The sequence below is a fragment of the Stieleria maiorica genome, from assembly GCF_008035925.1.
In the GTDB taxonomy this organism is placed as follows: Bacteria; Planctomycetota; Planctomycetia; order Pirellulales; family Pirellulaceae; genus Stieleria; species Stieleria maiorica.
This window is the reverse complement of record NZ_CP036264.1, coordinates 4,442,279-4,461,254: the sequence shown is the minus strand read 5'-3', so window position 1 is coordinate 4,461,254 and position 18,976 is coordinate 4,442,279. Positions and strand designations below refer to the sequence as shown.

Annotated in this window: 6 protein-coding genes (1 of these 6 only partly in view); 1 reads left to right on the top strand and 5 read right to left on the bottom strand. The window is 57.3% G+C overall.

What is annotated here, in order from left to right; genetic code table 11:
* Window positions 1-68: 68 nt before the first annotated feature.
* From Mal15_RS15025 to Mal15_RS15015, 3 genes are all read right to left on the bottom strand, one after another.
* Window positions 69-701: a hypothetical protein gene (locus Mal15_RS15025; protein ID WP_147868527.1), complete on the bottom strand. Its 633-nt coding sequence runs from the start codon at window positions 699-701 to the stop codon at window positions 69-71.
* Between the two features lie 381 nt (window positions 702-1,082).
* Complete coding sequence (locus Mal15_RS15020; protein WP_147868526.1) at window positions 1,083-1,613, bottom strand: hypothetical protein; 531 nt, start codon at window positions 1,611-1,613, stop codon at window positions 1,083-1,085.
* Window positions 1,614-2,729: 1,116 nt separating this feature from the next.
* A complete protein-coding gene (locus Mal15_RS15015; RefSeq protein ID WP_147868525.1) occupies window positions 2,730-3,305 on the bottom strand; it encodes a DinB family protein in 576 nt (191 codons plus the stop codon).
* A 115-nt stretch (window positions 3,306-3,420) separates the two neighbouring features.
* On the opposite strand from Mal15_RS15015, the gene Mal15_RS15010 reads away from it, so the two are divergent.
* Complete coding sequence (locus Mal15_RS15010; protein ID WP_147868524.1) at window positions 3,421-5,754, top strand: hypothetical protein; 2,334 nt, start codon at window positions 3,421-3,423, stop codon at window positions 5,752-5,754.
* A gap of 220 nt (window positions 5,755-5,974) precedes the next feature.
* On the opposite strand, the gene Mal15_RS15005 is transcribed toward Mal15_RS15010, so the two are convergent.
* Together Mal15_RS15005 and Mal15_RS15000 are read right to left on the bottom strand one after the other, a co-directional pair.
* Window positions 5,975-6,757, bottom strand: coding sequence for a sugar phosphate isomerase/epimerase family protein (locus tag Mal15_RS15005; RefSeq protein ID WP_147868523.1), 783 nt, complete (start codon window positions 6,755-6,757; stop codon window positions 5,975-5,977).
* Between the two features lie 176 nt (window positions 6,758-6,933).
* Window positions 6,934-18,976, bottom strand: partial view of a CARDB domain-containing protein gene (locus Mal15_RS15000; RefSeq protein ID WP_147868522.1) — the 3' end only. It continues 25,367 nt past the right edge of the window; 12,043 of the gene's 37,410 nt are visible here — the last part of the coding sequence; its start codon lies beyond the right edge, outside the window; it ends in the stop codon at window positions 6,934-6,936.

Here is an 18,976-nt window from a genome sequence, read left to right as displayed (position 1 = left end):
TCATCGCCAAACTCGCGCCGTGCAACGATACGAATCACATGGCGACGGCGAACGATGTAAAATCAGATTCAAGGCCGACTCCGTCGCGCATGTGCATTCGCTGGTTCGGCCTTCTCGCTTGGCTCATTGGGACCGTGAACGAATGGGTCTTTCCAAGGTGCTGTGGGGGGCATACTTAACGTCTTGATCGAAAGATGGGGGGCTTTTCTGTAGTCGATTTGGAACCCTGATTTGTTGGTCACTTTGATAAGGATACCGTAGTCGTACAGTTTGCCAGATCTCTGAAACTCCGAGTAAGCATCATCTTGCAGCAAAACTGTGCGTCCGCCAATCTGAACTTTCGTGTATCGGCTTATCATCGCGAATAGCTGTGGCTTCCCTTTCCGGTAGCTTCCGTGTGCTTCTGGAAGGTACAGTCGGTTTTCTTCAACGAGTAACTGTCCCGAGAGCTCTTCTTGCTCGATGTCGTTAGCATCGCTGAAATCAGAATAGAATTGCATCTGATATCCAAGTTTGTCGGGCCCGTCTTTGTCAACTTTTAGCTTCGTGCCCGTGAAACGCCCGACCTCCGAAGGCGATGTGTAGACGCCGATCCAGGCGTTCCGTTGAGACCGCTGCGTTTCAGCGTCTTGGAATTCCTGAGCGTGACTGAACGCTTGGATTGCGAGATAAGCAACTGAGGCGATGAGGAGCTTCAACATGTTATTGGTCGAACGGCGGGGTTCAGCGGGGCCGCGCGAACGACTCTCCACTTCGAAAACGTCAACCCGCGGCCTTATGGTCATACCGCATCCATCTTAATGACTTGACCATGCCGGAGCCAGTCGTGCAGCTCAAGGATATGGAAAAGCCAAAGAGAACAGATGCGGACGCGAAATTTCATTCGTGCCAAGTACGCTCTTAGGGGTATTCGGATCGACCGAGTGCCCCCAACACCGCTTGGCTGATTACGGACGAATACTCCGGCCCGCCGCACACAAGAATTGCCTGCAGTGACGACTTAACGGAGTCCTTCGCCGCAATCAGCTTCGGGATCTGCCTCCGTTGCAACCCATGGTTCTGGCTGCTCGGGGCCGTCACATCTACCGTAGCAGGAATCTGCAGCCGAGGTTTATAAGGCTTGACGAAAGAAGCACCGCCAAACCGACAACAAGCATTGCAAAACCCGAGGTCGTAGAAAGATCCAGCGGTTCAGTGAAAGCGGCAAGGAAGGCAACGAGAAGAAAAACCGGGAACCACCCCAGGAAGCGAGTGTATGGAATCAGCCCCAGAGATAGTCCGGCAAGTCCACCAAAAAAGCCAACGTAGACTGTTAGAAAGCCGAACTGTCCCATATTCCCTTGGGCTTGCAGCGGCGGTGAAAATGAATCTTCAAGTATCATGAACGTGAGCAGATGCCCAATGCCACACAAGATCGCACCAAAGAAACAGCCGAGGAAGCCAACGGCCGTCGCGACCTGAAGCCGTAAGCCGTCAAAGGACGTGTAGCGGCGATGTTCGCGGCCTTCACTCGGCTTGTAAGGATTGGCAATCGTTGTTCGGTCTCCAGAGTCTTTGTGATGCCAGAACGTCCACCGTTCACCGCGGCACGGCGAACGACATAGTGTTTTCACTTGACGCCGACTCCGTGCCTGCGTGTGCAACGGATGGTTCGCGCGTCCGGCCACGACGACAGCACGTGCCATCGCCGCGGATAGCCAATGTAACTGATCGAAATCGCCAAGGGAAATCCAGTGCCCCAATCAGCAGCCGACATTCGGGCGTCGGATTGTCTTGGATCGTACTCGTACTCAGCAACGCGGTACTCGTGCTCGTACTCGATCGACAGGCGTTGGTTTGTCTTCATCGGCCGAGTCGACCGCGCACCATTCGAACGATGACATCAGTAGCGAACCCCACGGAACGGAGGTCTGATGAATTCAGTTGGGCGCACTTCGAGCGCACCAATCAGCGGCATCGACGAATGACGTTGGTTTGCTTGCGGCTGTTTCGAGCACGAGTACGAGTACCGACTGACGCCTGAGTACGAGTACGATTTGGCAGCGCGAACGATGAATTCTTGGCAGTCGGACTGCCGTGATCTACGCATATTATCAGCAGTCGGACTGCCGATAATGGGAACCACCCGATTGCACGGGGCCCGGACGGGCTATGCAATACCGCCACCAGCCATTAAGGCCAAAAGGTCACTCGAATTACACGAGGGAGAAATCGATCATGACACTCCAACCGTATGACGCTTGCTTGGGATTCTTGAATTTGCCAGCAAAGGAACGGGAGTGGTTTCCTCGCTGGATGAAAGCCTATGCCGACTTCCCCTCTGTCGTCGCAGATCAGTCGGCGGCACCCAACCACACCGTCAAACGCGAGTTGGAGATCGCGTTTCTACAGAGCCTCCGAGACCGCAAGATCGAGGCTTGGAGGCGATTGCATGCTGCCCGTGCGATCGAGGCCTACCAAGGAACCGTGTTCCAAACGAGCGAAACCGATTTTCGGCCGATTCGGGAAACTTTGCAGCAGCTGGCCAGGCGACAATCCAGTGGAGCCGGGGTTCAAAATCAACAAGATGCCAATTTGGTCGCGGGCGAGGGGAATGCAGGTGTCATTGATCAATCGGAACCGGAATGCGTCCAGCGGATGCGGGCAACGATGCGCCGACTCCATCAGAATTACCACGGGGAATCTCGAATACCTGGATCGGATTTGTCTTCGCCGTCCAGTCGTGATTCCTATTGGTTTTTCTTGCTGCCCGAGAAGATGCTTCGACTGGCAGCCGTTCCCCAGGTCCTTTCATTGTGGGACGCCGAATCGCCTGGGGCGACCGTGAGCCATTTCCAGTCACCTTGGTGGACCATCCGCGAGATGATCGCAATCTGACCGACGTGGTACGTCACATGTGTCACCGATCGTAGCAGTGCCTGAGCAACGGAGTGCGACTCGCCGCGGATGTAGATCGTCTGGGAGACCGCATGCTCGTCGATCGTCGCGATTGCAGATTCGAGTGCGGCCCAGCCGGCATTGAAATGATCCAACAGCGATTGCCGGTCGCCAACCCAATCGGTGAATTCGGCGTCACGATCGCGGTCCGGTTTTTCGCCATCAGAAGTCAAGAAATCTGTCCAGCGACTGTGAAGATTGCCGCCAAGGTGCCGCAAGATCACGGCTACCGAATTGATGTCACGCTCGGGGCGCGAAAACAATTCTTCGTCGGAGAGTTGTTCGACAGCCGCGTCAATCATCCGGCGGTATCCGGACACCGTTTCACGCATCGTCGAGAGCCAGATCCTAGTTTCGTCTTGGGTCATGATCTTTCCCACCGCCACGTTTATCCGGGATTCTTCTCTTTTTGCTGGCCCTTCCTGCCCGCACCCGTTCAAATGAACGAGTCGACTCGAACGATCCCCCAAGGAGAAAACCGCGATGTCCCGCAGACTTCTTCATTCCGTGGCGGCTCTGTTGGTCCTTTCAGCCATCGTTTTCCCGGCGCCCGCGGACGCCCAGGAGATGCGTGTCCGGGACCTGATCGTTCCCGACAACGCGACGCAATATAGCATGATGAAACGTCGCGGCGATGTCCGCTTTCAATTGCCGTCGGACTTCAAGTCGGTCGGAAACCTTTACGCCCAAAAGTTGACCGAGCAGGGTTGGCGGAAATCTGCACGAGACAATTTGCAGAGCAGTTTTTGGGTCCAGACCTTTGCCAAAGGGAACGTGTTGTTGGTTGTCCGCGTCAGTGAAGAAGGCGGCGGAACTGCAGTCCGATTGACGCCCACCGGAATGATGTGGGAAGAAGACGACCAACCGACGCCCAAGGAATTGCCGATCCCCGACGATGCCACCGACTTGGAGTACAGCGACTTCTTCGAAACCGTTGAATTTAAATCCCCGTCGGATCTGAAAACCACCCAGCAATACCTGGTCCAGGAACTCGAGAAACGCAACTGGAAGAAGGATGCGACGACGATGGACTTTGCACACTACGTCAGCATGACATTCTCGCAAAAGAAGTCCTCGCTGACGGTCAACTTGACCGCCGAAGATGACGGATGCGAAGTCGAATTTCGAACCAAGGGCATGCAGTGGGACGGAATGAAGGAGGAGATCGCACGGGCCAAAAAGGAAGCCAAGCAAGCGAAACAGGCGGCGAAAAAGATGCTCGCTGAAACCGCGCCCGATCAGGACGTGGCCGAACCAGCATTGGACCTGCCACCGCGGCAAGCAAAACCGAAGCAAGGCATCGCTGACATGCCCAAGCTGCAAAACAAAGGCACCGTGGTGATGGACGGCACCACCTACGATCTGCCGCATGTGATCGCCTATGAAGTCTTTCAGTATGACGAGTGGAAGACGAAGATCGTGGCCACCCAAAAGACCGTTAAACAAGACTCTCTGCTCTCCCGGCTACGCAAAACCGGAAGCGATGAAAACGACGACGGAGGTCCGTCATGGCCGCAACCGCACCTGCTGATCGTGCTGGATGCAGACGACCAACCGCGACAATTGAGTTTGCAGGCCGGGGGAACGCCAGGGCACGGGTCCGGCGACGAGCTGGTCGGCTCGGCACTGGTCGAAGACGGCCGCGCGCGGGGCACGGTCGCGTTGAAAGAACCCGGTGACTTCTTTGACAAGGTCTACACCGCCGAAATCAGCTTCGACGTGCCCGTCTTGACGCGTGATTCCACGCCCGCCAAACAGCTAGCCGGCGCACCCAAGTTGCCCAATTCCGGCAAGTTGACTCTCGGCGGCCGAACCTACAATCTGTCCCACGTCGTTGCCTATCCCGTGATGTTCTTCGACGACCCGATGACCGCCATCGTGTTCTCGGAAAGACCGCTGAACATGAACAAGCTGACCGCAGCCTTGGGCCGACCCGCGGCGGATGATTATTTTGAATTCATTCCGCAGATCAAATTGTTGGTCGACGCCGAAGACAACGTCAGCTCGCTCTCGATCTGGGCCGACAACAACAGCATCGGCAGCAACAGCAACCTGGATGACGCCATCGTCATCGAAGACGGACGGGCGCGGGGCACCGCACGGATGTCCAAACCGGCCGAGTTCCTGGACAGCACCTACAGCTTTGAAGTCAGTCTGGACGTCGACGTCCTGGGCCAAAAGACGTCCGCCACGCGAGAACCGGTCGGCGGATTGCCCGCGGACAGCTACGACGCGTTGCCGGTGCCGCAAGGCCACGAGGGCATCCAAGCCGAAGGCAGCCCGTTCCGCAAAGTGATCCAGACGACCGTCGCCGCGGATCTGGATGCGGTGGTCGACTTCTACCGCCGCCAACTCGGCTCCGGGCAGTGGGGCAAATGGGACGAAACGGTGGCGGATGCCAAGATCGATCGTCAGAGCGCCAGCCTGACCTTTACCGGACCCGGCGGCGGTTTGACGGTGCAGTTGGCCGGCAAAGGCGACGAAACGGCGATCACGATGGTGTCCCGCGATGCCCAGGCGGCGAAAGCGGCCGGACTCTGGCCGACACCGGGAAAAGCGAGATTGTTTATCGCCAACGACACCGCCAGCCCCGCCGTTCTGACGATCAACCGCCGGGACTACACCATCGCCGCGGGCGCCGGTGCCAGAGATCCCAAGACGGGGATCAACTGGGAAGTCGCCCCGGGGAATTACACGATCGAACTCAAAACGACCGGCGGGTCAGGACAGTCGGAGAAGTTAAAGATCCAAGCCGGCACGACGACCGGAGTGATCGTAACGTCTTCGGGCGCGTTCATGAAGGTGGATCTCTACTGAGGTTGCGGTTTGCTCACAGGCAGGCATCCGCACGACATGCCGAAAAGGTAGGAAGATTTTGGAGGTAGGAAAATGATCGCGTACAAACGTGACATGCCCGCGAGCGATTTGCGTCGTAACACAACCACTCGCGTTGGTGGCTGTCATTGTTCTGGTCCACACAAACATGTCGCGTCCCAAAATCTTCCTACCTCCAAAATCTTCCTACCCTCTCCCGAGGCTACATCCCCAGATTCCCCAGGTACTGCACTCCTTGTTGAAGCTCTGGGAGCGATGAATCCTCGCGTCCGACGATGCAGGGGCCGCGGAATCCGACGTCTTCCAGGGTGGCAAAGATCTGTGGAAAGTCCGCGGTGCCTTCGCCGATCGGAACATGGAGCCCGCGTCCGGCGGCCAAGTCCAACACGCCGTCGGTGGCGCAGACGACCTGGATCCGTTCCTTCAGCGCCTTGACCGCCTCGGTGACACCGTGGCGATTGACGATCAATCGGCCGGGATTCAGTGCGACGGCGACAAACCCGTCTTCGTCCTTTTCCAACAACGTCGCCAAGCTCTCGCCGGTCTCCGCGCCGGTTTCCGCGGCCAGAAACGCGCCGACCTTGGCTCCGTATCTGCCCAGGTCACTGAGCACGGCTTCAAGTGCCTCATAACGCGGATCGTTCTCGTCGTCGGGGACGAATCCGATGGAATTGATCACGGCTGCCGAGCCCAGCTTGTACGCCAGCTTCATCGCCGCCTTGGTCGCTTCGATGCGGCGTTGGAGATCCTGGGGGTTGTCATAGCCGCGTCGGGTTTGGAACCGCAAACTGGCGACCGAGAGGTTCCGTTCGTCCAGCAGCTTCTTCAGATGCCGCAGCCCCGTGTCGGTCAGCGATTCGGGATGGATCTCGCGACGGGCGTTCAGTTCCACCGATCGGATGCCCATTTGGGCGGCGACGTCGAGGGCACGTTTTAGGGGCAATCCCAGCGAATCGATCCGGATCGCAAGGTTCAGTTCAGCCATGGGGGTCGCAGGTCAAAAGGAAGGGAAGCGTGATTTGTCACCATAACCAAGCCGACGGATTCTGCGTAGAGCACTACCAGCGGGAGAGGCTTCCCGCTGGCATTGCCAGCACGTGGCGTCAGCCAGTGGCCCACGTCGGCACTGCACCGGCCGCTCGCTCACGCTTCCCGCTGGCATTACACCTCGTCCAACCATTCCCCCAGCGCTTCGTCGAATGCTTCGGGTTCGGCGGCCTGCTGTCGCGCGACTTCGTTAATCACCCGCAGCGCGTCCATGGGCGTGATGAACCCGTCGCCGTTGACGTCATAGAACGGCGGCGGCCCGACGGTGTCAGTGATTTCGAACAGCTTGTAGGTCGACCGGTGATACACCGACGCCCGCGCCAGCTCGTTTAGCACAACCAACGCATCTAACGCTCGGACAAATCCATTGTCATCGACATCGAACCTGTTGATCGGGTTTTGCCATCCGTTACTCGCCTCCAACAGAATGTTGCTGACCTGGACCTGACTGTTGTCCTCTCCGAACCCGACCAGATCGAACATCAGCGTCGCGGTTTCACCGCTAGCCTCTGCTGGCAAGCTGATGACCACGTCGATCGGTTGGCTCAGATCACCGATGCGGCCACTGCGTGAAACCCCTTCAACCGTCACACCATCGGCAAAGTACACCGTCCCGTCGGCCTGGATCGAAAGCAGCGCATCACCGCCGGGCAACTTGGGCATCTGCCCCATCCAACTGGTCGCACCGGCCGAATCCAATAGCGCGACCTCAAACACCTCCGGCGGGTGCACGGCATTGCCATCGGCGACACCCCCGACATCCATCGAGATGCCCGACAGCGTGAACGAAATCGTATTGATCCCGCTGGGAACCACAAACGTCTGCGACAGATCCGAAATCATCCCCACGTCCTCGCGGAGGGTGGCCATTTCCGCGGCGACGGACAGTCCGCCAAGATGATCCCAAACAAACTCGGCAGACGAGGGTTCCGGTTCGGCAAAATCTTCGTTACCCAGCCCGACGGCGGGTCCGGCCGACATTGCATCCTCGATGTCTTGAGCGATCAAGACGAAACCGAGTTGGTCCTTCGTTTCGAGATACAGCGGGCCCGACTGATAGGTTTCCACAAAATCGGCATCGACCGCCTGCAAGGCCATCTGAACCGCTTGCACATCCCAATCGGTCAGGGACTTCGAATGGCCTCTGACAATGGCACCGGCCATGACAGCATCGGGATGAACGTCCGGGTCGAGTTCCGAGCGATTGGATTCGAAGACGACCGATCCGGCGGGCAACAGCATCGTCCAGCGATCATCGTCGAATTGCTGTCGACTGCCGAATGCCGGAACGGCCGGATCGAATCCCAACCCGTGTCCGATCTCATGCAGAAGCACCGAATGCAAATCGTATCCCGCTCCGTTCCAACCGACGCCGGAGGCATCATCATCGATCGTGATCAACGCCTGGGCGGGACGTCCGAACTGGTCACGATCAATGATTTGCGTGGTGCCGAGCACGCCATACGGAAGGTCCGAGAGGGCAAAAACAAATTCGACATTTGGAATGAACCCCAACTCATCGGCCCAATTCTGAGTGGCAAAGCTACCGCACAGCGTTACCGATTCCACCGTCAGTGGTGCGTCGCAAGCCGGCTGATAGGTGCGGCTGTCATCAAATGCGGCTTCGACAGCCTGTTGAACTTGTTCGTCTGGTAGAACGAGAGGAACCACCGAGCCTGAATACGGCAACGGACCGTAAATCCCCATCGCGAGCAGCTGATACGATGCTGGCACATCGTGGTGTTCTGCGAGAATCTTGACGCTTCCATCGGACATTGTCGTGGACTGCAGTTGCAATCTCCACATGCCCTCGGGAACATTTGGCCCTTTCAAGTCCCCAAACTCTTCGCGAAGCCGTTGTGCCTCAATCAGAACGTCCGGATCCACTCCCGGCGAATCCTTGGTGGGCCCAAACAGATAATCCTTGAAGGGGACAAGATATCCATGTGCCCCCTTTTCGATGGGGCCCTTTGCAATTGCGTCATAAGTATTGAGGCCGGCAAACTCCTTTTGGTCTTGTTTGTACAGCTCGATCAACTTGTACCTACCGTCTGGTGTCGCCTCAGCAGCGCGAAACGTCTCGAGATTCTCATCGAGTTGGCGAATGATTCGGGGATCGGTCGCTCGCTTCCGTCGTTCCTGCAATTGTTTTTTGGCGAACTCAAAAAATGCATCGACAAACTCTTTGCCAACGATCTCGACATTTTTCATGTTCCCATCGGCGTCCCGGACCTTCACCGGCCTGCCGCGTCCGTCCTTCAATACCGATACTGAGTGCAGTTTTTCGAAGAGTTTCGAATTCAGGGTTACGATATTGAAGTCAAAATCACTTGCGCTTCCCAACGGTGTTTTGAAGAGATCAGCAACAGAGCGCCATGCGAACTGCCAGTTCGAACCGTCGAGAAGATCCAATGGCGATTTTTGACTCGTCGCGATTCCATAGACTTGCCGGGCGCGGAACAGGAATTGATCGGCCGAAGCACCGAACGACCCGCGTTCAAAAATCCCTGCGATTCCGTTCTGTTTAGCGAACGCTGAATCGCGGACAAACTGCGCCGATATCTCGGTCATAACTTGGTCCCGCGTCCAGATCTCGTCGAGCCGATTGATGACCTGGACCGCTTGCTCCGGCGTCAAATCATCTATTTTGGATGACAAACTGCCGCTGCGGGTCGAACCGAGTTTGACATCCACGGACTCGGCAAGAACGTCTTGCAGTCGGTTCCAAATGTTGGGCAGTCCGGCCCGCCCTACCGGCCCCATCAGTTCCTCTAACTTGGCTACCATCTTGAGCCGATTTTCGTCGAGCCCACTCTTGGCCATCTTGATCAGTTTCGCCGTGTCGGCTTGAACTCGGGCTGTTTCCGCTTGCCAATCAGGGTCTTTCAGACGACGGATACGATTTGCCATTCCTTCTACATCGTCAAAGATATAGTGCTCCATGTCATTGGCATCCGGCTTACCAACCGTATAGCCCTCTTTCTTGCCGTTCTTTGGTGGTTCCCGAAGCGTACGCGAGATTTCGACCGTCTCGGCGACGCGTTTCAGTTGTTCGATCTCGGCACGGGTAAGATCGGAAAGGCGCGCTTTGTTACCCGGATCCTGGAAAAAGGCATCGACCCGCGATCTGACTTGATCGAATTGAGCTTCTGGTTGATCCAAATGGTTTTTCCGAAGCGTTTCATAGTCGAAACGTCGATTTCCTAAATTGATTTCCCGAATCGACGGCATCGTCGGTGCATCCATCGTCGCGCTAGCGCGGACCTTCGGACGTTGCGGCAGGCTAGGGAGCAGGCGATACAATGCGGCCCCGCCACCTCGGGCAATTGATTTTGCACCAAACGCCAACCCGCCCCCGACGACGGCCCCGCCTATCGTCTCGGCGATCATGCCGATCGCTTGGCCCTGCCGCGCCGGATCACCGGACGCCAGATCGGCCGGCAGATTGAAGATCGCTTCGGCCATCATCCCGGCGACCTGTGCGACACCGAGTTGTTCAACCGCCGTCGTGATCTGACTGTAATTCTGACGCTGTTGGCGGTCGCTTTTGCCGCTGCCGTAGGCAAGCGAGATTTCGAACGCATCGATTCCAAAGGCCGCCATGTCGGCGATTCCCTGGTAGATCGAAAAGATCGCCGCGTCGGTGACCAGACTCAGGTGCATCGACAGGTCTTTGATCTCGGTGATCTTATTGCCGTCGGCATCCGTTTTTCCGGTCGCCTGACGGTTCTGCTTGCCACGTTCGGTGATGTGTTCCATCAAGCCGTTGGCCGCCGCGATTTCGCCCGACAACCATTTCCCGGCCGCTGTCAATCGACTCTTGAACTGATTGATCGCGGCTTCACTACTGTCCGGAATCTCACGCTTTGTTAGCGCCAAATCGATCGTGCCGTAGTACATCGCGAGCCCCTTTGCCGCGCCGGCCAGAAACGGCTGTGCCTTGGCATAGGCTGCATTGGCGACGAAGTCGATCGTCGCGCTCGTTTCGGCGACAAAATGATGGGACGCCCGCGCCAGCCCCATCCCACCGAAGGACACACCGGGCTGCAACGTTAATGTCTGCAGCTTGCCGCTGAATCCGGCGGGAACGCCACCGGCGAACGAGGCGGCTTGTTGGGTGCGGTTAGAAAGTCCGCCGATCGCAAGACGTGCCAACCCCGACGGATCGCGGTAATTGGCCGGATCGCCGCCGGCGTAGCGATACAAGTTGGTATCCATCCCGGCAAAACCGCTGGGATCAACCGAGATGAAACGTCCCAACGACGGGTCGTAGTACCGGGCGGCCATGTAATACAGCCCCAGCGGCACCACAAACTCCGCGCCGGTGTACAGCAACCGCGACGATTCGCCCGGATCGGATTGTTCGCTGATCTGGCCGTAGGCGTCATAGTGCAACCGATTTGCGACCGATCCATCGGCGTCCACGATCAGCCGCGTCGAATCGGCCCGGTCTTTTAATAGGAACTGATAGTCCGTCGGACCGGTCACTTGCGCATACGTCGCACCACCGACCGGGTCGCTCAGGTAGACGACTTCCGGAGCCCATTGGCTGGCTGGATTGTCAACGAATTCGGCGACCAAGGTTTCGCCGTCATAGATGAAGTAGCGGTCCTCGACGAGTTCGGCTTGCTCGCCGGGCGCGGCCGGTTCCAACGTCATCTGGCGAACGCGATGGTCGAACGCATCAAATTCGTTTCGGACGATTGACAACGTGTCACCGTTTTGGTCAACCGTTTCCACCTCGACCAACCGATTTCGATGGTCCCAACGGTACGTTTGGGTTTGTCCACTGACCGAATCTTGGACTTCCGTCAAATTGCCCTCGTCGTCATAGGCAAAGGTCCGTCCTCCTGCACTGGTCACACGATTGGCGGTTCCGACAACGATTTGCGAATCCGTCCGATTGCCGGCAAGGTCGTAGGAGTAGGACTCGTCTTCCGTTCCGGGGCGATCGACGGATGTCAATTGGTTGGCCTGGTCATACAGGTAGGTCGTCGTCCCACGGATGTCGGTTTCCGTCTGAATCTGACCGTCCGGATAGTAGGTCGCAGCGAACGTGTCCAAAGCCGTTCCGCCGACCGAGTGGACGATGGATTGAGATAGACCACGGTCGTCGTACTGCAATTGAGTGTCTGCGACCGCTTGACCGTCCGTGCCTCGATAGACCAGGGAACTAACCAATCCCGGCAGATCGTCGGTGTAATCCAGATCCAAGGAAATTGGAGCTGCAAACGTGCCACCGAGTGAGATCGAACGCAACCGCTGGTCCGCGTCAGGTCGTGCATAGGTGGCCGTCAACAAGGGATCAATTTCCGACTGGGCCGTCAGCGCAAACGTCGTCGTCCTGCCCAGCGCGTCGGCATCGCGATCCAACAACAGTTGGTGGTTTCCGGTGTAACGAAGCGTTTGTGAATCGAGGTGTCCCGACGCATCGTCGTAGAGATCGATTTGGATCTCATTATCGCCATCGACCGCGGAAACCAATCTTCCGTCGGCATCAATGTCATAGACGATTTGATGGACAGCGTTGTCATTTCCATCCAGCCATGATTCGTTGCGAACCGCTCCCGAATGATCGACGACATATTCGATCGTCCGTCCGTTGCGATCGACCGAACGGATCAAATCGCCGGCCGGATTGTATTGGCGAGTGGAATCACCAAAGGGAGTCGTCTCTCGCAATAGCAAGTTGGTTGCGTCATATTCGAACGTGGTGCGCGTTTGGCCGGGATCAACGATGGCGGTTTGATTGCCGAACGCGTCGTATTCGATTTCGGTTTTCCGCCCGATCGGATCGATGGTTTCGGTGCGACGGTTCCTACCGTCGTAGACGTAACGCGTCGGGCTGCTGTCTCCGGCGGCCGTGACACTCGTCAAGTTTCCGACCGCGTCGAAGGTCGACGATGATGTCTGTCCTTCCGCATCGGTCGTCGTCAGACGGTGGTCTCGAGCATCGTAGGTGTAGCTCATCGACCAGCGACCTTGCGATTGCTTTTCCAGATTTCCGGCGGCGTCAAATGTCCGCACCAAGTCGGGATCGTCGCGGTACTCGATGCGATCCACGCGGCCGAGGGCGTCAAAATGGTGAATCTGAGCGACGCTGCCGGTGGCATCGGTGATCACCGTTCGAACGTCATTCTGATCGCTGTGATAGTCATACGTTTCGACGAGATCGCCACGGTCTTGACCGCCGTGGATGACGTAACGCGTTTGCCGTCCGACGGTATCGTATTGCCAGCTTTCGACGTGACCGAGCGGGCTGGTCCGCTGTACCAGATCGCCGTTGTCGTTGTAGTCCATCAGCGTCGTGCTGGTGCGGGGATCGACATCGGTCCCGGTCGGCAGTTCTGTTTTGATCAAGCGATTGGCGCGATCATAAGTCATCGTTTCGGCATAGGCCGGCCCGCCGTGCGGGATCACTTGGATCACGTTTCCGACCACGTCGTAATACAGTTCCTGAACCAGCAAACCGTCGTACGGGGTCCCCGCAAATCCCGGCGTTGAACGCGACGCCTGGGGGTTTTCCGGAGTTGCGGCGGATTGGGTGACGCGGACCGGCCGGCTGAGGGCATCGTACTGGGTCTCGACCGCGTAAAAGGTTCCGGTAGGATCGCGCGGGTCGGTTCGACGGACCTCACGACCCAGCGAGTCGTATTCCCAAGTCAGCACCGCTTGCTCGGTCGTGCCTTCGGCAAGCACCTGGCGGAGCGGCAGATTGCGGGCGCCGAACTCGGTCCGGTGGATGAATCCACGCGCATCGGTCAACGTGATCGGATTCCCGGCGGAGTCGTACTGGTAGTGAGTCGGGACGCCCAAGGGGTCGGTCTGACGCACGACTCGTCCCAGGCCGTCGTATAGGAATTCCGACGTGTTGTTTCGCTCGTCCGTCCGACGGACCACTTCCCCTTCGGACGTTTGAAGGTATGTAAACCGGGTCTCATGGCCTAAGCCATCGGTTTCGACCAGTGGTCGGTCGCCGGCATCGTAAGTGGTGTATGACGTGCCAAACTTGTCGGTCGTCGAAAGCGGATTCCCATAGCGATCGATCGCCCACTCGATGGAATCACCCACGGCATCGGTAATCCGGACAGCTCGTCCGATATCGTCGTAGTCGATCGTCGTGATGTAGTCGGGCCCTCCAAATCCACGGTGGGTCAATTGGTTACCGACCTCGTCATAGGTGAACGACTCGACCAATTCCTCAGGGTTTTGCTCCGTTCCCGACGGCATCCGTCGCTCGGTTAAATTGCCCGCTGCGTCATACAGGAACAAACTCTCGTAGCCGTCCCCACGGGGATCGATCTGTCGGGCGAGGTGACCGGCCAGATCGTATTCCCAGCGTTCGAGCAATCGCGACACCTCGGTATCATCACGTCCGTCGGGATGATCGATAATCGCGACGTTCCCCAGCGTGTCATACGTCGTGGTGGTGTGATAGGCATCGCCACGGTCGTCGACGCGTTTGACAATGTTTCCGGCGCGCTGGTATGCAAACGATTGCGTCGCGACGGGACCGGGGGTTTCTGCGGTACCTGTGGGTTGCATGATCTCGATCAAGCGACCGGCGCCGTCAAACTTCGATTCGACGGTGTAGTAGTCGCCCCGCGGGTCGGTCGTGGCAGTTTTCTGTCCAGACCCGTTGTAACGATACGACGTGGTGTGTTTCTCCTGATCAGTCATCGATCGAAGCCGGTTTGCCGCATCGTACGTGTATTCGATGCTCGCCGGCTGACCACCGAGTGCGATGTTCGGACCGGTCGTCTGGATCAAATTTCCGACTTCGTCAAATTCGACCTCTGTCACCCGGCCAAGAGTGTCGATGGTGCGGTACGCGCGATCAAGTTGGTCGTAACGGTGTTCAACGCGTCGTTCGGGGACAGCAATCCCATCCACCTCGTGGGTTTCGTAGATCTCTAGAGACAGATTCCCGTTGCGGTCATAGTCGTAGCGGTTGACGTGCCCGAGCGGGTTGGTCGCTTTCACCGAACGCCCGGCGTTGTCATATTCGAATTCGTTTTTCGTCAATTCTCCGAACGTGTCACGCAAAGGGCCTTCCTTGCGTTCCAGCCGTCCAGCGGCATCATAGATATAGCGTTCAATCGCTGGCGTCAGTTGCTGGCCGGGAAGCCCCCGCGGACTGGTGGTCTGCTCCAGTCGCCCAAGAGCATCATACTGTTTCAGCGTCGTAAAGTACTCGCCTCGTGGATCCTGACGCGACAGCTCGCGCCCCTCGGCATCGTAAAGGTAGGTCCAGGTTGCGGGGTCACCCGGAAACTCGGGTGTCCCGGTGTTGGTCGTGGAGGTGTGCAGGTGCCCGGCGGCGTCATAGGTATTGATCGTGTTGAAGAAACTTCCCCGTGGATCGATTTCCTCTAACACATTGCCGTACGCGTCGTACTTGTACTCGGTCACTTCGGCTGGTGCCGTGTGATCGAGCAATGGAACTGAAACCTGTTGTGTGCGAGTGGAAACACGACCGAGCGGGTCATAGGTGAACTCGGTTTCAATCCCCCGGGGATCAATCACCCGCGTCCGTGCATCCTTCTTGTCATAGGTGTACCGCGTCACCATGACTTCATCACCACCCTGAAGTCCCGACGGCTGCTCGATTTGGGTGACATTGCCGCGATTGTCGTACTGGAACTTGGCGACGTACGAAGGGTCACGCGTGTAGAACCGCGGATCCCGTGTTTCGATCGTCCTGCCGGCCGGGTCGTAGACATATCCGGTTTGATAGCCCTCCGCGTCGATCATCTCGACGCGCCGATTGGCGTCGTCGTACACGTGTTGCGTGACGTGCGTCGTGCCAAGGCCCGCAATTCCGTCACAAGACGTCAAACCCGCGTTGGGCGAGATTTCCAGGACCAGGTTTCCGGCGGCGTCATACACGATACACGACGTGTTCCCCAACGCATCCGATCGCCCGATCGCACGATTCAATCCATCGTACTCGACCGTTGACGTGTGCCCGAATGGGTTGGAAATCTCGGTTTGGTTGCCGGCTTTGTCATAGTCATAGGACCAGTCGTGATCGAGTGCATCGGTTTTGGCCACCAAACGCCCCGCGCGGTCGTATTGGTATCGCGTGATCCAATTCGGATCTCGCGGATCGGTTTCCGAGACGATGTTGCCGATGGCATCGTAGCCGAGGGTCACGACAGATTCTTGTTGATCGCCGATGGGACCGAATGGCGCACGGATTTCATACGGCCGATTTAGTCCGTCGAACTTCGTCGTTGTGATCAATGAGCTGTCGCGTGGGTCGCTGATGCTGACCTGATTTCCAGCGTCGTCGATGACCGTGTGAATGAAGTATTGTTCCGCAGTTCCTTTTGCGTACGTCGTGGTTGCCAGATCCAATTTTCCGTCGTATTCGAACTCTGTCACGTAGCCGAGTGGATCGATGTTCTGGAACAGTTTCCCGCGTGCGTCGTAGATGATTCGGTGGCTTGCGGCATCGGCAGATCCATACGCATCAATCGTTTCGATCGCGCGGTTAAGCTTGTCATAGATCGTCTTGGATTGCACCTGGGTTCCGGCGATCTGGGTTGTCAGGACGTTCCCCAGTGTATCGGACTGACTGATTTGAACGATCGGAGAACTGTTCTCTCCCGTCGGTCGTGTGACCGTCAACGTGCGTCGATCGGAAGAGTACGAGTGTGTCGTCTCGACGAATCCGAGTGCGTTCAGATTCGGTGCCGGCGTTTTAACTTTGGTGACCGTATCCCAACCGGGGTCATATTCATACTCGGTCCGATTTCCTTCGGCGTCGATGGTCGCCGCGATGCGTCCTACTTTGTCATATTCGGTTCGTGTGACGTATCGCTGGTCGTTGGATGAATCGGCATGGCGTGGATCAAACTCCGCGACCTTTCGATTTAGAGCGTCATATTCATAACGCGTCGTTTCGTTCAGCGGATTGGTTTGCTCGGTCATTCGGTGCAAACCGTCGTATTTGTAGGTCGTAAAGAATGGCGTGGGTCCTTCGACCGCATCGATCCGACGAGCGTCGGCCAGGGTCAGCAGTTGTCCCTCACCGGTATAGGTCATTAAGGTTTCCCCGCCTTCGGCATCGATGATCGTTCGCCGCCGATTCATCGTATCGAGCAAATATTCCGTCACGAATTCTCGCGGGTCGGTGACGGTCCGGATTTGCCCCTCGGGGTAGTAGGCGTACTCGGTCGGGTTAGCATCACCGCGCTGTTTGGTTTCGACACGGTTTCGATCGTCAAAGGTGTAGGCAGTGACAAATTCCAACGACGTCCCGGCCGCTAACACTTCGGCGGTCTGATTGCCTGCGGCGTCATAGTGCCATTGTGTGACGTGCTGTTCGGCGTCGATCCGCTGGGCCAGTTGATCGAAGACGTTGTAGGTGAACTGAGTCGTTTGTGCGCCGGTCGTATTGGCGACGACCGTTTTGGTTTTCCGATCAGCGTTGTCAAATGTCGTGATGACGTTTTGGTCCGGAAGCGGCCCGGATTCGACGCGCACGCGGCCGCGTGCGTCCAAGGTCCGCTCGATCGCTTTCCCGTGTGGCGGGATGACCGTTTTGACTCGGCCCGCTTGATCACGAATGAATTTCGTGACGCGTCCCAGTTCGTCATAAGTGGCCGTCAGCTCGTTGTAGTCGTTGTAGACAGACACGGTAAAATCACCGGCCGGATTCTGCATGACATACACGTCGCCGTTGTCGGCGGAGACCCCGTAGTCCGGCGACAGCGTGGAAAGGTCATAGCCGTACCGGGTGACGTAGGCCAATTCCGTCGCGTCTTCGGTCACCGTGGACGGTCGGTCCATGACATCGTGCGTTCGGCGTGTGACCGCCTGGTCACGATCGACTTCGCGAATCACGTTGCCGTGAGCGTCATGGTCGGTCGTCGACGTGTAGGTCGGCGTGTGCTGGTCACCCACATTGGTCGTGGTGACGACGCGGTTCATCACGTCACGCGTGTAGCGGGTGCGATTCCCATTGGCGTCGATTGTTTCGCTGACGAAGCCTGTTAAATCGTCATAGATGTACGTCCGATCCCCGTCTGCAAACGTCTGTTTGGTCATCCGGCCGTATTGGTCGTAGTCCGTGTCGGTCGCCAGACCACGTCCGTCGGTCAGCACGTCCGGCAATCCCGCATCGGTGTACGTGAATCGCAACACGACCCGATCTGGGCTGCCTTCGGGCGCATTGGAATCGGTCAATTCCGTTTGAATGATGTTGCCGTTGGTGTCCAAGCTATGCCGGGTCACCCGTCCGATGGCGTCGGTGATCTCGACCGGGATGTTGTACGATTCCTGGTTCCCCGTCAGGAATTCATAGTCCCATCTCGTCTTGATCGACGCCGGCGAACCGTCTGGGAAATCACGCTGCTCGATAATGTTGCTAAACGCGTCGCGCACATAACAGACCAGATTACCCTCCCCATCGCGTTCCGCGGTGATCCGCCCTCCGGCGGCATTGCGAGCGACATCGGTATGATTTCTGGGACTTTCCAGGGTGTCCTCGTATTGGCCATAGCCGGTCATCGCATAGCGATGATGCTTTCCTTTGAAATCGGTGTGTTCGGCTTCTGCATAAAACGCCGTCGCGGGATCGTCGTTCGTTTCCGCCTGTGGATCGCACTCACCGACGAACCGTGACGAAATCGATCGAGTCTCGGGGCTGGACAGAATGTCCAAGACGGGGGAATCATCCACGCTGGCGGTTTCTTCAATCGGGTGTAAGAATCCGATCTGTGCCGGCGTGAGAGTGAATGACGCATCATCCACACGAATGCCGGATCGGAGCCGACCGTCGACGTCGTTGTAGACATAGGTCTCCGAAAAACTGGCAGGATTCGTTTCGTTCGGGTCATTCCCGCGTTTGAGGGTCTGGGAAGTCATCAAATGCAGTCCGATTTCGGGATCGGACTGGTGCTTGTACTCGTATTTGAAGCTGCGATCGATTCCATCGGGGTCAGTGATCGCAAGTAGATTTCCTTTTCCGTCCTGCTTAAAACGAGTGATTCGTGACGCCGGATCGGTCACCGACGTGATGCGATCACCGCTGTAATTGAAGATCGTTTCCAGCCCGACCGGATCGACGATCTTGACCAGCTTGTCACCGTTGTGCATGAATTCTGTTTTGTTTCCATTGCGATCGGTGACCGATTCCAACATGCCTTTC